Source organism: Arthrobacter sp. 1088, assembly GCF_031455315.1.
GTDB lineage: Bacteria > Actinomycetota > Actinomycetes > Actinomycetales > Micrococcaceae > Arthrobacter.
Genome location: NZ_JAVDSM010000009.1, coordinates 36939 through 50756 on the forward strand (window position 1 = coordinate 36939; position 13818 = coordinate 50756).

Consider the following 13818-nt stretch of genomic DNA (forward strand, 5'->3'; position numbering starts at 1 on the left):
TCGTTTCGACAACGGGACTGGCTGAACCGCCAGGCCATATGCCGGAATGCCTTCAATCCTACGCCAGCCCGGAACGACAAGAGCGTACACGCGGGCTTCGTCCACCTTGCACGGGCCGCGGGGGGACGACTTTTTGTCTCAACTCGGCATCAAGCGGGTATCAATCCTGTTTCAGTTGCCGCCAGTGCCCGGAAACCCTGCCAGCCGCCGTCGACGATATGCCAAGCTGGCAGAGCGGGTAGTCAGACTACGCCCGTTCGACGCGTCGGCGACAACCACCGGCCGCAAAGGCAAGGAACCCCCATCGTGCAGTCAGTAAGCCATCAGCCCGGCGGGCGAAAGCGGAAAAAGTCCGCCGTCGCCGCGCCTGCGATGCTTGCTGTCCTTTTGCTGACCGGCTGTATCGCCAACGGTGGACCCACCCAAGCTACCTCCAGCGCGCCGCCCGTCAGCGTCCAGGAAGCTCCGGCCAGCAATGCTCCCCTGGAGACCACCCAGGCGTCCACCAAGATCCCGGTTTACTGGATTGGACGGAGCAAGGAAGACGTCTACCTGTACCGCGAATTCAGGGACATCTCCGGCGACGGAAACCCCGTCACCACAGCACTGCGGATCATGATGGCCGAAAAGCCGTTGGACCACGACTTCTTTACTCCCTGGCAGGACCCAGGCAGCCTGGCAACCTCCATTTCGGGCAAGAACGTGATCACGGTTGATATCTCGCGGGACGCCTTCAATTCCAACCTCGATGCAGGGATGGCGCAACGGGCTGTACAGCAGCTGGTCTACACGGCCACCGCAGCGGCGTCGTCGTCGGGCTTGATCAACTCAGGGCAGCAAATCCAGGTGGTCATTCTGGTCGACGGCCACACGGATTTCATGGCGTTCGGCCAGGTGCGGCTCGGTCAACCAATGGCCAGGGACGCTTCCTTGGTCGCGCCACTGTGGATTATCGACCCGCAGGAGGACACCTCGCTGCCCGCCGGCGCCGTTAAGTTCAACGGCCGCAGCACTGACAGCTCCAAGCCGGTCAGCTGGCAGATTCTCCGGGACAACGGCAGCGGCGAGAAAACCAGCCTGTTGACCGGCCAGACAAAGGCCACCGGCGAGCCGGGACAATTCGGTGTGTTCTCCTTCAGCGCAACCCTGAAACCAGGGAAATACGAATTACGCGTGACCCAGGTTCAGGACTCCGGGCAAGCAGACACATCCACCACGGATACGCGTCTTTTCAGCGTCGGCTAAAGCCAGGGTCCCCAGGGTAGTTTCGCCTGCCAGCCCCCACGGCCTACCAACGGCCCAGGACGTCGGAGGCGAGTACGACGGCGGCGGGTCCCGCCGTCGATGACCTCAGGACGTGGTGGCCCAAGAGAGCCGTGACCGCCCCGGCGTCGCTGAGGCGCGTCACTTCGCGCGGCGAGATGCCACCTTCCGGCCCCACGATCAAGAGGACTTCACGCGGCGACTCCAGCCCGCCGCCTTCAGCCACGAGCGGCGCTTCAAGGACGGTCCGCAAAGGGTTCTTGGCGTCCTCGTGAAGGATCACAGCCAGGTCTGCGGCAGCAACAGCCTTTGCCAGCGCCGCGGAATCCAGGATGGGACGTACCTCGGGTATCCATGCCCTGCGGGCCTGCTTGGCCGCGGCAGTGACCACAGACTGCCACTTGGCGTGGGCCTTTGCAGCGCGATCCCCCTTCCAGCGGACAATGGATCGCTCGGCCTGCCAAGGGATCACTGCATCAATGCCCAGTTCGGTGGCCGTTTCAATAGCCAACTCGTCGCGGTCACCCTTGGCCAATGCCTGGACAAGCACCAAACGCACATCCGGCTGGTCCTCGAAAATCACACTGGATGCCATGACGGACAAACTTCCAGGGCCGGCCTCTGCCACCGTGCCTGTCAGGCGGGCTCCTGCGCCATCGGCAATGTCCACGGCCTCACCGACGGTGAGGCGCTTCACCGTCACGGCATGCCGGGCTTCCGCACCGTCGATGACGAACAACGCGCCCGGCTCAACACCGTCCAGGGTCCCGGCAGGCGTGAAGAAAACGGGGTTGCTCACCGCTACAGGTTACCGAGCTTGTCCCGCAGCTTGGCGAACATGCCGCCGCTGGCCACGAGTTTGCCTTCGCTGAACTGCTCGCCCCGCAACTTGGCAAGCTGCTGCAGAAGCTCTTCCTGTGCCGGATCCAGCTTGACCGGCGTCTCAACGTGCAGGTGCACCTTGAGATCGCCGCGACCGTAGCCCCTGAGGTGGGTAACACCCAAACCGCGAAGCGTGATGACCTCGCCGGACTGGGTGCCGGCCTTGACGTCGATCTCCTGGGGCCCGTCAAAAGTTTCCAGGCTCAGTTCCGTACCCAAAGCAGCGGCCGTCATCGGAACGCTCAGTGTTGCGTGCAGATCGTCGCCTTCACGGATATAGGTGGAGTCACTGTTGACGCGGATCTCTACGTAGAGGTCGCCGGCAGGTCCGCCTGCCGGTCCTGCTTCGCCCTGGCCGGAGAGCTGGATCCGCGTACCCGTGGCAACACCGGCAGGTACCTTGATGGTGAGGGACCGGCGGCTACGGATGCGGCCCTGGCCGTTGCACTCATTGCAGGGATCCTTGATGACGGTACCGAAGCCTTCGCAGGAACCACAGGGTGCCGTGGTCATGACCTGGCCCAGGATGGATCGAACGGCCCTCTGGACCTGGCCACTGCCGCCACAAATGTCACAACGCTCCGGGTGGGTGCCCGGCCGGCAGCAGCTGCCATCACACGTGGGGCAAACCACTGCCGTATCAACTTCGAGCTTCTTGTTGACACCGAACACGGCGTCTTTGAGGTCGATGCGGACGCTGATGAGTGCATCCTGGCCCCGACGCACACGGGAGGCTGGTCCAGCGTGTCCGCCGCCACCGCCGAAGAAGGTGTCGAAGATGTCCTGGAAGGCAAAGCCTTGGCCTGAGTAGCCGCCGCCGAAGCCGTTGTCAGTGCCATTCTCGTTGCCGGTGGCATCGTAGACGCGACGCTTCTGGGGGTCGGACAGCACTTCGTAAGCATGCGTCACGGCTTTGAACTGCTCCGCGACATCCTCCCCGGGGTTGACGTCCGGGTGAAGCTTTCGCGCCAACTTGCGGTACGCCTTTTTGATCTCTTCCCCGGTGGCTTCCGGCGAGACTCCCAAAACGTCATAGTGGCTGCTCAAAGTCGGTATCTCTTCCTTGTTGTAAAGCGGTTCTTACCTCGGGCTGGCGTCAGCCGCCGAGAATGCGGGAAAGGTAGCGGGCCACGGCGCGCACGGCAGCCATGGTGGTGGGATAGTCCATCCGGGTCGGTCCGAGGATTCCGACCTTGGCTCCGGAGCCGTACCCCGTTGCCACGACCGAGGCCTCGGCCAGGCCATCGTAAGGATTCTCGCGTCCGATGCTGACTGTCACGCCGCGGGGATCATCCCCCATATCGGACAACAACCGGAGCATGACAACTTGTTCCTCAAGAGCTTCCAGCACTGGCCCGATACTCAACGGGAAATCCACATTGGAGCGGGCAAGGTTGGCTGTTCCGGCCATGACGATGCGCTCTTCACGGCTGGTGTCGCTCAAAGCCTGGAGACCATGGGCAAGATGCTGCGCGAGTGCGCGAAGGTCCGGCGGGCACAGCGCCACGACGGATGGCAGCACCTGCGGCAGCAGCGCCAGCTGGGTTCCCGCGATACTGCCAAGGAACCGGGAGCGCAGGGCCATCAAGGCCTCGTTGCTGACATCGGAGCCAGCCTCGATGACCTTCTGGCCAACGCTTCCTGTATCTGCGATGAGGACCACCAGAACCTGCTTGGGCGCCAGGAGGACAAATTCAACGTGACGGACAAGTGCGCGGTTGGAGTGCGGGTACTGTACGACGGCGACCTGGTTGGTCAGTTGCGACAGCAGCCTGACGGTGCGCTCAAGGATGTCATCGAGGTCGTCCGGCCCTTCCAGCAGCGAGTGGATGGCTCGACGCTCCGCGGCGGACAACGGCTTGACCTGCGAGATCCTGTCCACGAACAGCCGATAGCCCTTGTCCGTTGGGATCCGGCCGGCACTGGTGTGCGGCGCCGCGATCAGGCCCTCTTCTTCAAGTACGGCCATGTCGTTTCGGATGGTGGCGCTTGAAACGCCGAGATGGTGCCGCTCCACAAGTGCCTTGGATCCAACAGGCTCGCGGGAATGCACATAATCCTCAACGATTGCGCGCAGCACCTCAAGCTTGCGTGGCTCACTCATTGCAACACCTCCTGACGACTGTCCGGGCCTACATCGGACCAATACTTAGCACTCAACATGCCTAAGTGCTAACAAGTCTAGTATGAGCCAGCACGTTGCTAGCATTGAAACCGCCCGCGGGAGTTATTCCCAGCACAACCAGCACAAAGGGGTATGAAGTCCTTGGCTTTCGATACGTGGGGCCCGCAGGATCTGTCCGCTCCTGCCCAACGCCAGCTCCCCGAGGTAGCCGTCCAGCGCGGGATGGTCCTTGAAGACGTCCAGTCCGGCTGGGTGGGCGAAGTCACCCGCGTGGAGAAATCGGGGGGAATGCACATCGTCTCCCTTGAGGACCGGCGTGGTAAAACCAAGTCCTTCCAGCTCGGATTCGGTTTCCTGCTTGAAGGACAGGCCATCCGCCTCATGCCGCCGGCGGCAAAGGCTCCTGGTTCGGCTTCTGGTTCATCTCTGCAGCCGGGTCGAACGGCATCCGGGTCCGTCAGGGTCCTGGGCCAGCGTGCCCAGGTGGCCAAGGCGAGCCGTATTTGGGTGGAAGGCAAGCACGACGCCGAACTGGTGGAGAAAGTCTGGGGCGATGATCTCCGCATTGAGGGCATCGTCGTAGAGCCGCTGCACGGCGTGGACGACCTCAAGTCAGCGATCGCAGAGTTCTCACCCGGGCCCGGCCGCAGGCTTGGGATCCTGGTAGACCATCTGGTAGCGGGCTCAAAGGAATCACGCATCGCCGCAGAAGCCATGACGGTGCCCGGAGCCGCCGGAAACGTGCTGATCGTGGGCCATCCGTACGTAGACGTCTGGCAAGCGATCCGGCCAAAAGTGCTGGGTATTGAGCGGTGGCCGGACGTTCCACGCGGCACTGACTGGAAGACCGGAATATTGACCGCTTTCGGTTGGCCGCACGAAACCGCCGAAGACATTGGACTCGGCTGGCAGCGCCTGCTTGGTGCGGTCCGCACCTACGCCGATCTGGAAGCCTCGCTGCTGGGAAGGGTGGAGGAAGTCATCGATTTCCTCACCACTGCCTGACGGTCTTGTCCTGAATTTACGTTTCCTGAACGCACTTTTCCCGGGGACGTAACGGGGCGTTGGTCCCGGGATGACCCGGAACCCAGTATTCTGGGACAGCAACACTGCAGCATCTTTACAGCAAAGGGAAGACACCGTGGCAGAGAACGCTCCTGAAGAACCGGGCAGCGCCGCAGGCCAGCCCCAGTACCATGGCGCGCCCGCAAACGCACTCCCACTGACGGCAAGCGAAGACCGCCAGTGGGCCACCCTTGCGCACTTCGGGGGAATTCTGGGATGCCTGCCCTCCCTGCTGATCTATCTGATCTTCCGTGATCGCGGGCCGTTTACGGCGCAGGAATCCAAGGAAGCCCTGAACTTCACGCTCCCTCCGACCATCGCAGCAGTCCTGGCGAATATCCTTGTTCTGCTTCCATTGGTGGGAAATATCTTTGCAGTCATCGCCACGGGCATCTGGGTAGCACTTACGTGCTTCTCAGTCTCGGCTGGTATTCGTGTCAACCACGGGCAGCCCCACCGCTACAAGCTCAACCTGCGCTGGATTAAGTAGTCCCGGGCCTCCGCAGGATTCTTCCGACGGTTAGTCCGGCAGAATCCTGCGCACCACGGCGTCCGCCAGTAGCCGGCCTTTGAGCGTAAGAACCAGGCGACCCTTGAAGGCCGCAACCGGGTCCACCAGCTCTTCAGCGATAAGTCCCGCCATCGCATGGCGGCCGACTTTGTCCAACGCATCCACCGCTAGCCCTGTACCGAGCCGCGCCTCAAGCATGATGCGCTCGACTTCCCGGGTGTCGGCGTCGAGGGTTTCCCTGCCGGCTGCCGGCGAGTCTCCTGCAGCCAGCCTGTTGGCGTAAGCCGTGGGGTGCTTAACGTTCCACCAGCGGACACCGCCCACGTGGGAGTGGGCGCCGGGACCAATACCCCACCAGTCATCGCCCCGCCAATAGGCAAGGTTGTGACGGCAGGCTTGTTCAGGCGTTTTCGACCAATTGCTGACTTCGTACCACGTCAGGCCGGCTTCGGAGATCAATTTGTCAGCGAGCTCATATTTGGCGGCGTGGTCGTCGTCGTCGATTCCGGGGACTTCGCCGCGGCGGATTTGGGCCGCCAGCTTTGTGCCGTCCTCAACGATCAGGGCATACGCGCTGATGTGGTCGGGTTCGTAGGAGAGGGCAGTCTCAAGGGACAGTTGCCAATCCGCCATCGACTCTCCCGGCGTGCCGTAGATGAGGTCAAGGCTAACGGCCAGGCCAGCCTCGCGCGCCCACTGGACCACCAGCGGAACACGGCTGGGCGTATGGGTGCGATCCAGCACTTTGAGCACATGCGGTACCGCGGACTGCATGCCGAAGGAGACGCGCGTAAAGCCGGCATCAGCGAGCACCTTGAGCGATTCCGGCGTCACGGAGTCGGGGTTGGCTTCGGTGGTCACCTCTGCGCCCGGCTCAAGTCCCCAATGCCCGACGGCGGCGCGCAGGATACGTGCCAAGTCCTTGGCAGGGAGCAACGTGGGTGTTCCCCCGCCGAAGAATACGGTGCTCAGGGGCCGCTCCGGCAAGCCGGAAGCATTCAGGGCCGTTGCCGCGAAGTCCAGCTCGGTGACGGCCGTTTGGGCATAAGCATCCTGCGACGCCCCACCGCCGAGCTCCGTGGCCGTATAGGTATTGAAGTCGCAATAGCCGCACCGCACCGCGCAGAACGGGATATGCACATACAGCCCGAACTTGCGGTGCTCGACGCCGGTCAGCACCTGCGGAGGCAACAAGCCATCCGCAGGTGCCGGGTCGCCCAAAGGAAGGACGCTGGGCATCTACTTCTTGGCCTTGTCCTTGGACTCGTCGGTGGTCAGCGCGGCAATGAAAGCCTCCTGGGGCACTTCAACCCGGCCCACCATCTTCATGCGCTTCTTGCCTTCCTTCTGCTTCTCAAGCAGCTTGCGCTTACGGGTGATGTCACCGCCGTAGCACTTGGCAAGAACGTCCTTGCGGATGGCCCGAATGCTTTCCCGGGCAATGATGCGCGATCCGATGGCAGCCTGGATGGGCACCTCGAACTGCTGACGCGGGATGAGTTCGCGCAGCTTGCCGGTCATCATCACACCGTAGGCGTAGGCCTTGTCACGGTGGGTGATGGCACTGAAAGCATCCACTTGCTCGCCCTGGAGAAGGATGTCCACCTTCACAAGGTCCGCGACCTGTTCGCCGTCGGCCTTCCAGTCCAGTGATGCGTAACCGCGTGTCTTGGACTTCAGGAGGTCGAAGAAGTCGAAGACGATTTCGGCCAGCGGGATCCAGTAACGGAGCTCCACGCGGTCTTCGGACAAGTAGTCCATGCCACGCATCTGGCCACGGCGGCTCTGGCAGAGCTCCATGATGGATCCCACGAACTCGTTGGGCGCCAGGATCGTAGCGGACACCATGGGCTCGCGGACTTCTGCGATCTTGCCTGTGGGATATTCGCTGGGGTTGGTCACGTGGACCACCTTCTTGTCCTCCAGCGTGACCTCGTACTCAACGTTGGGAGCTGTGGAGATGAGGTCCAGGTTGTACTCGCGCTCGAGGCGCTCACGGGTGATTTCGAGGTGCAGCAAACCCAGGAAGCCCACGCGGAAGCCAAAGCCCAGGGCGGCGGACGTCTCGGGCTCGTAGACCAGGGCGGCGTCGTTAAGCATCAGTTTCTCGAGGGCATCGCGGAGAACAGGGTAGTCAGTTCCATCGAGCGGGTACAGACCCGAGAACACCATCGGCTTGGCGTCGGCGTAGCCGCTGAGCGACTCCGATGCCGGCTTGGCAAGGTTGGTTACGGTATCGCCCACCTTGGACTGGCGAACATCCTTCACACCGGTGATGAGGTAACCCACTTCACCGACTCCGAGGCCCTTGGACGGTGTAGGCTCCGGGGAACTCACACCGATCTCCAGGAGCTCGTGCGTGGCCCGTGTTGACATCATCTGGATGCGTTCCCGCGGATGCAGCATGCCATCCACTACGCGGACGTAGGTGACCACGCCACGATAGGTGTCATAGACGGAGTCGAAGATCATGGCACGTGCCGGTGCGTCGGGATTGCCGACGGGGGCAGGGAGGTCGCGGACGATCTTGTCCAGCAACGCTTCCACGCCTACACCGGTCTTACCCGAAACCTTGAGGACATCTTCCGGGTCTCCGCCAATAAGGTTGGCCAGTTCTGCCGCATACTTTTCAGGCTGCGCAGCCGGAAGATCGATCTTGTTCAGCACGGGGATGATGGTGAGGTTGTTCTCCATCGCCAGGTAGAGGTTGGCAAGCGTCTGGGCTTCGATGCCCTGCGCTGCATCAACCAGCAGCACGGCGCCTTCACAGGCAGCCAGGGAGCGCGATACCTCATAGGTGAAGTCGACGTGGCCAGGAGTATCGATCATGTTGAGGGCATAGCTGGTGCCATCGAGTTCCCATGGCATACGTACTGCCTGGGACTTGATGGTGATGCCGCGCTCACGTTCGATGTCCATACGGTCCAGATACTGGGCCTTCATGTCGCGCTGTTGAACGACGCCGGTGTACTGCAGCATGCGGTCGGCCAGGGTGGACTTACCGTGGTCGATGTGGGCAATGATGCAGAAGTTCCGGATGATGGCCGGATCTGTTGCGGCGGGCACCGGTGCGGTGCGGGCCATGGGAGACACGCAGGATCCTTACTGTCGACACTCACGCGGCAAATCCACCGGCTGGGCAAAGGCCAGCCGGGACACGCCGCGCATCTGATCCTCTAGTCTCCCACGAACCTGCGGTTCCCCGTACATTCCTGCCGGTCTCCATGAAGCGCTGCATACGTTCGCCCGGCAGACCATCGCGGTAGCGTTGTCCGCATGGCTTTGGACTTGCGCCCATTGGGCAAACTCATCCTTCGATCCCTCAAGACACTTGGCGGCAGCAGCACCAATAGCAGGAACAACGCTCCCGCTGGTTTCCCGAGGCAGAAGAGCCGGCAATCCGCCGTCGGGCCTCAACCGGCTGCCTACCCGGGCGACTACCCGGGCGACTTCGTGGGAGCAGCAAAACTGCACTACTCCCCCAAACCGGATGGGCGGCCCGATCCGGGAGAAATTGTGTGGACCTGGGTCCCGTTCGAAGAGGATTTCTCGCATGGCAAGGATCGCCCTGTGCTGTTGGTTGGCAGGGATGGCGAGTGGCTGCTGGGCCTCATGCTGACGTCCAAGGACCACGACAACGGCAGGCGCGCCGGGGATTACGTTGATGTTGGAGTGGGCCAGTGGGACCGTCAAGGGCGCCCGAGTGAAGTCAAACTTGACCGTGTGATCCGGGTGAACCCGGAGGCGATCCGTCGTGAAGGTGCAGTCCTCGGCAAGCCGGCGTTCCTTGAGGTTTCCCGTGCCCTGAGGGAACTTCATGGCTGGAGCTGATCAATCGGTCACACTGGGCCCCGCTTTCTGCTATCCTTTATAGCTGTGTGTCCGTGCAGGTCGACGGCCACTCATGGTTGGCTGCCATAGGCATCCCCACGCCGCTCAGTCGATGGCCAACCTGAAAACCCTCTAGACCATTTCCGCATTAAAAAGAGAGTTCATACGTGGCTAATATCAAGTCCCAGAAGAAGCGCATCCTCACCAACGAGAAGGCTCGTCTGCGTAACAACGCCGTCAAGTCCGAGCTGAAGACGGCCATCCGCGCCGTTGCCACCGCCGTTGAGTCTGCTGACAAGGATGCTGCTGCAACTGCACTTGTTGCTGCCAGCCGCAAGCTGGACAAGGCTGTCAGCAAGGGCGTTATTCACAAGAACAACGCTGCAAACCGCAAGTCGGCGATCTCCAAGAAGGTCAACGCACTCTAAGGTTTTTCCAGTTCGACTGAGCTGATCAAAAGGCCGGCACCCTCGGGTGCCGGCCTTTTGGGTTTAACCGAAAGCCGGCGCGAATGCGCCAGCTTCAGCGGCGGCTGGCCGACGTGGCGATCACCGTGACCGCGTGCTCCACGGCGTAGACCGGATCACGCGACTCACCCTTCACCTGGGCATCCGCCTCGGCGATGACCTGGATGGAGCGGATCAGGCCGTCCGGGGTCCAACGGCGGACATCGCGCTGGGCCTGCTCCACAAGCCACGGCTGCATTCCCAGGTTCCTGGCGATGGTGGCCGGCGACCCGTTCGCCCCAGCCACCTTTGCCAGCGTCCGCAGTTTCGCCGCAAGCGCAGCCACCAAGGGGACTGGATCAACCCCGGTGGACAGGGCATGCCGCAAGGTGGACAAAGCCACTGGTCCGTTACCGGCCATGGCAGCATCGGCCACCTTGAAAGCCGTAGCTTCCACCCGGCCACCGTAGTAGCGCTCCACGGTTTCGGCCGTAACAGCTGTGGTGGCGTCGGCAATCAGCTGGTTGCAGGCGGCCGCAAGCTCGGACAGATTGGCTCCCACCGCATTGACGAGGGCCTGGACGGCTTCGCCCTCAATCCGGCGACCACCGGCTTTGAACTCCGAGACAACAAACGCAGTTTTGTCCGCATCCTTCTTAAGAGGCTGGCAATCGATCACAGGCCATCCAGCGGATTTCACGGCGTCCAGCAATTTCTTCCCGCGAACACCGCCGGCATGGCGCAGCACCAAAACCACATCCTGCTCGGGATGGGACAAGTAGGACAAAGAGTCAGCCAGGAACGCATCATTCATGGCTTCCAAGCCCTCTACTTCGATCAGCTTTCCCTCGCCGAACAGAGATGGGGTTACGGTCATCGCCAGGGAACCGGCCTCGTAGGAACCAGCATTCAGCCTGCTGAGTTCAACATCAGGTGTTGCCGTCCGGACGAGGGATCTGATGCGGTCCATGGCCCTGATACCGAGGTATTCCTCCGGGCCCGTGATCAGCACCACCGCGGCCGGCGTCGCGTCCCGCCAACTGACGGTGTTGGCAGCGACGCTCTTGGCCCGGGTGTTTTGGGCAGCAGCCACAGTTGGTTCCTTCCGGAGGATTTTTTGCAGACTTCAAGTCTGCCATGCCTTGGCGGTCGCGCGTGGCTCGTCCCACCCTGGGCGGATGCGCAGCAACCCGAACAGGCAGCCGCCTTGCGTTCTTGTCCAGCCTTTCCAACACAACCATCAGGCGGTGGTGAAGGACCATGATCCTCCGGAGCACACCGCTTGGATGCAGGGCTGTCCAGACAACGAGTATGGTGACCACCGAGGAAACGGTCATGGCACCAATGCCCGCCGGACCTTCCGCCCACGGGAGTGCCGCGCCGGGTAGTCCGGCAAAGCACCTTGCTATGCCCGCCACACCGCTGGCGCTGGCACCCGCCAGGGCGATGGGGATTGCCGCAGCCCAGGGATGGATCGCGGAGAGCGGCACGGCCAGGGTCCCCAAAATCGTCACGGGAGCCACGAGCGGACCAGCCATCACGTTTGCAAGGAGTGCGTACGGCGAGAACTGGGGTTGGAGTGCAACGATGACTGGCCCACAGAGCACCTGGGCGGACAGGGGCACGGAAACCCCTACAGCCAACCACTTGGGAATGGTGTCAGGAAACCACGACGCTATCCGGCCCGCGAGCAGCACGATGCCAAGCGTAGCCAGGACGGAGAGGAGGAAGCCAAAGTTGCTGGCAAGGGTGGGATCCAGCAGGAGAAGAACAACCGTAGCCAAGCATAGGAAAGTCAGTGGCCGTCCCCGCAGCCCGCCCGTCAATGCAGCCATCCCGACCAGTCCCATGAGCGCTGCGCGCAGGACGCTGGGCTCCGGCCCTACCAGCACTACGAACGCAGCAAGCCCACACCCTGCGAAAGCGGCAGCGAAAGGACGAGCCAGTCCCAGGCTTCTGGCAACCAGGATGAATCCGCCCAAAATTAAGCTGCAATTCGCCCCGCTTACAGCTGTTAAGTGGACCATCCCGGTTGTCTTCATGTCCGCTTCAAGGCTCTCCGAAAGCTCGCTGGTGTCGCCAGTCACCATTCCTGGCAGCAGACCAGCAGCATCGGGAGGCAACCAACTTGCAGTATCGCGTAAGTGCCCGCGCAGCTGGGCGGCCACGTCTTGCAGGTCGAAGGCAGAGCCCATCACAACCGGTCCGGTGGTGGCTGTCAGTATCGCCGTTTCTGATTGTCCGGGCCGGATCTCCTTCAGCGTGCCGGTTGTTCGCACGTGCCGTCCCGGGCGTACGTCCCGCCACGCATCGTCGCCAATGACCACAAGGGAGGCAGAACCTCGAATGACATTCCCTCCGGAGGTAAGGTCGACCAGGCTGGCCGGAACCGACCATCGGGTGTCGCCGGAGTGCCCGGGTTGGGGCGCCTCTGCAGGACTGCCAGTGACCCGGACCTGGATGACCACGCCAGCGTGGGCGTCGACGGCTGCGGCGAGGGGGCCTTGGTCCCGCTTGCCGGCAGCCAAGGCACAATGACCAGCAGCCACAGCACCCAGCACACAGGCCAAGGCGAGAGTGGCCGGAACTGTCCTGGCGCGTGACGTCCCCGTTGCCCGCAGGCGCGAAGAGAGCAGCAAGGCGCTGGCAACACCGGCAAGGACTACGCCTATAGTCGCCGACCACGCAGCGGTGAGAACACCGCAGGCAAGTGCCGCGGCCCAGGTGACAAGAACGGCCGGGACCAGACGGAGATCCAGACGGAGATCCAGACGCCTCAGCAAGGGATTTCCGTGTGAATCCTCAGCCACCCTGCACCGTCACCAAATCCTGGAGCGACTCCATGAGCTTGGGTCCGATGCCATCAATGGCATCCAACTCTTCCACCGAGGCAAACGCTCCGTGCTCCTTGCGCCAATCTACGATGCGCTGGGCCATCACGGGACCAACCCTGGGCAGTGTCCCGAGCTCTTCCACGGAGGCAGTGTTGATGTTGACCTTGGCGCCTCCGGATCCCGGGCTGACCTGGGTCTCTGCCGGCCCACCTGCGCCGTTTCCGCTCCCTGTCTCCTGGGAAGTCTCCTGCTGGGACGCCTCCCCCACAGCCGGAACATGGATCTTTGCCCCGTCTGTGACTACTTCCGCGAGATTAAGGCCATTTAGGTCAGCAGTGGCGGTTGCCCCGCCTGCAGCATCGATCGCCTGAAAGACCCGGCTTCCTTCTGCAAGCGAAACGACACCGGGTTTCTGTACCGCACCGGCAACATGGACCAGCAGCATCTTCGTGTTTTGAGACGGCGGCGTCGGTCCAGTGGAATTCAGCCCGTCACCTTCAGTCACGCTTCCCTCGACCGGTACCGACTGACTCAGGGGCTCTGTAGTGGGTTGTCCGGTGGCCGCCTGGAGAAGGAACCACGCCGCGCAGGCGGCACCAACTACCGACACCGCAACCGCAACCCTCCAGGACGTTCGCCACCGAAACCGCGCCGCCATTGTCTCTTGGCCATGGAGGGGGTCCGAAGCCGAAGCCTCCGGCGCGGGCTCTTCGAGCGGAGGCATGGCAAGCAAGGGAGCTGGATCATCCGGAGGGTTCAGTCCCGCCGCGAGCCGCCGTCTGGCTGCCAGTGCTGCGGCGTCTGGGGACCCATCCCGATTCCAGCGTGGCATGGTTCGAGCCTACGAGGGACGCGAAAGGA

Annotated in this window: 13 protein-coding genes; 5 read left to right on the forward strand and 8 right to left on the reverse strand. The window is 62.5% G+C overall.

The window, feature by feature from the left end; all coding sequences use genetic code 11:
• The first annotated feature begins 372 nt into the window (after positions 1 to 372).
• Complete coding sequence (locus tag J2Y41_RS15130) at positions 373 to 1245, forward strand: GerMN domain-containing protein (protein WP_224167532.1); 873 nt, start codon at positions 373 to 375, stop codon at positions 1243 to 1245.
• Between the two features lie 43 nt (positions 1246 to 1288).
• Here the strand turns inward: J2Y41_RS15130 and J2Y41_RS15135 are convergent, their stop codons facing one another.
• Genes J2Y41_RS15135 through hrcA form a run of 3 tightly spaced genes read right to left on the reverse strand, consistent with a single transcriptional unit; the run spans position 1289 to position 4249 of the window.
• Positions 1289 to 2062, reverse strand: a complete 774-nt coding sequence (locus tag J2Y41_RS15135; protein WP_224164449.1) for a 16S rRNA (uracil(1498)-N(3))-methyltransferase — start codon at positions 2060 to 2062, stop codon at positions 1289 to 1291.
• A 2-nt stretch (positions 2063 to 2064) separates the two neighbouring features.
• Positions 2065 to 3192, reverse strand: coding sequence for a molecular chaperone DnaJ (gene dnaJ, locus J2Y41_RS15140; RefSeq protein ID WP_216925593.1), 1128 nt, complete (start codon positions 3190 to 3192; stop codon positions 2065 to 2067).
• 49 nt (positions 3193 to 3241) lie between these two features.
• Positions 3242 to 4249 carry a heat-inducible transcriptional repressor HrcA gene (hrcA, locus tag J2Y41_RS15145; RefSeq protein ID WP_224164450.1) on the reverse strand — a complete coding sequence of 336 codons (1008 nt, stop codon included), beginning with the start codon at positions 4247 to 4249 and terminating at the stop codon, positions 3242 to 3244.
• A gap of 162 nt (positions 4250 to 4411) precedes the next feature.
• Between hrcA and J2Y41_RS15150 the strand changes: the two genes are divergently transcribed.
• A complete protein-coding gene (locus J2Y41_RS15150) occupies positions 4412 to 5275 on the forward strand; it encodes a DUF3097 domain-containing protein (protein ID WP_309929909.1) in 864 nt (287 codons plus the stop codon).
• 136 nt (positions 5276 to 5411) lie between these two features.
• The gene (locus J2Y41_RS15155; protein ID WP_309929700.1) at positions 5412 to 5825 is read left to right on the forward strand and encodes a DUF4870 domain-containing protein; all 414 of its coding nucleotides are present in this window, start codon (positions 5412 to 5414) and stop codon (positions 5823 to 5825) included.
• 30 nt (positions 5826 to 5855) lie between these two features.
• Here the strand turns inward: J2Y41_RS15155 and hemW are convergent, their stop codons facing one another.
• Entirely contained in the window at positions 5856 to 7085 is a 1230-nt protein-coding gene (gene hemW, locus J2Y41_RS15160; RefSeq protein WP_309929702.1) for a radical SAM family heme chaperone HemW, read from the reverse strand.
• Positions 7086 to 8939, reverse strand: coding sequence for a translation elongation factor 4 (gene lepA / locus J2Y41_RS15165; RefSeq protein ID WP_216925590.1), 1854 nt, complete (start codon positions 8937 to 8939; stop codon positions 7086 to 7088).
• A 183-nt stretch (positions 8940 to 9122) separates the two neighbouring features.
• Here lepA and J2Y41_RS15170 point away from each other — a divergent pair, with 183 nt between their 5' ends.
• Positions 9123 to 9677, forward strand: coding sequence for a type II toxin-antitoxin system PemK/MazF family toxin (locus tag J2Y41_RS15170; protein ID WP_309929706.1), 555 nt, complete (start codon positions 9123 to 9125; stop codon positions 9675 to 9677).
• 167 nt (positions 9678 to 9844) lie between these two features.
• Positions 9845 to 10105: a 30S ribosomal protein S20 gene (gene rpsT / locus J2Y41_RS15175; RefSeq protein ID WP_223932984.1), complete on the forward strand. Its 261-nt coding sequence runs from the start codon at positions 9845 to 9847 to the stop codon at positions 10103 to 10105.
• 94 nt (positions 10106 to 10199) lie between these two features.
• On the opposite strand, the gene holA is transcribed toward rpsT, so the two are convergent.
• The 3 genes from holA to J2Y41_RS15190 are packed head-to-tail and all read right to left on the reverse strand — an operon-like array spanning position 10200 to position 13789.
• The gene (gene holA / locus J2Y41_RS15180) at positions 10200 to 11093 is read right to left on the reverse strand and encodes a DNA polymerase III subunit delta (RefSeq protein WP_309929709.1); all 894 of its coding nucleotides are present in this window, start codon (positions 11091 to 11093) and stop codon (positions 10200 to 10202) included.
• The gene (locus J2Y41_RS15185) at positions 11053 to 12933 is read right to left on the reverse strand and encodes a ComEC/Rec2 family competence protein (protein ID WP_309929710.1); all 1881 of its coding nucleotides are present in this window, start codon (positions 12931 to 12933) and stop codon (positions 11053 to 11055) included. Before J2Y41_RS15185 ends, holA begins: the two co-directional genes overlap by 41 nt.
• Positions 12926 to 13789 (reverse strand): helix-hairpin-helix domain-containing protein, encoded by an 864-nt coding sequence (locus J2Y41_RS15190; protein WP_309929712.1) that lies wholly within the window; start codon positions 13787 to 13789, stop codon positions 12926 to 12928. Before J2Y41_RS15190 ends, J2Y41_RS15185 begins: the two co-directional genes overlap by 8 nt.
• Between the last annotated feature and the right edge of the window lie 29 nt (positions 13790 to 13818).

What these genes read in the sequence shown, in the direction of transcription:
- hrcA (WP_224164450.1), bottom strand. Translation starts at nt 4,249, where the DNA reads ATGAGTGAGCCACGCAAGCTTGAGGTGCTGCGCGCAATCGTTGAGGAT.
- J2Y41_RS15170 (WP_309929706.1), top strand. Translation starts at nt 9,123, where the DNA reads ATGGCTTTGGACTTGCGCCCATTGGGCAAACTCATCCTTCGATCCCTC.
- hemW (WP_309929702.1), bottom strand. Translation starts at nt 7,085, where the DNA reads ATGCCCAGCGTCCTTCCTTTGGGCGACCCGGCACCTGCGGATGGCTTG.
- J2Y41_RS15130 (WP_224167532.1), top strand. Translation starts at nt 373, where the DNA reads ATGCTTGCTGTCCTTTTGCTGACCGGCTGTATCGCCAACGGTGGACCC.
- J2Y41_RS15190 (WP_309929712.1), bottom strand. Translation starts at nt 13,789, where the DNA reads ATGCCACGCTGGAATCGGGATGGGTCCCCAGACGCCGCAGCACTGGCA.
- holA (WP_309929709.1), bottom strand. Translation starts at nt 11,093, where the DNA reads ATGGACCGCATCAGATCCCTCGTCCGGACGGCAACACCTGATGTTGAA.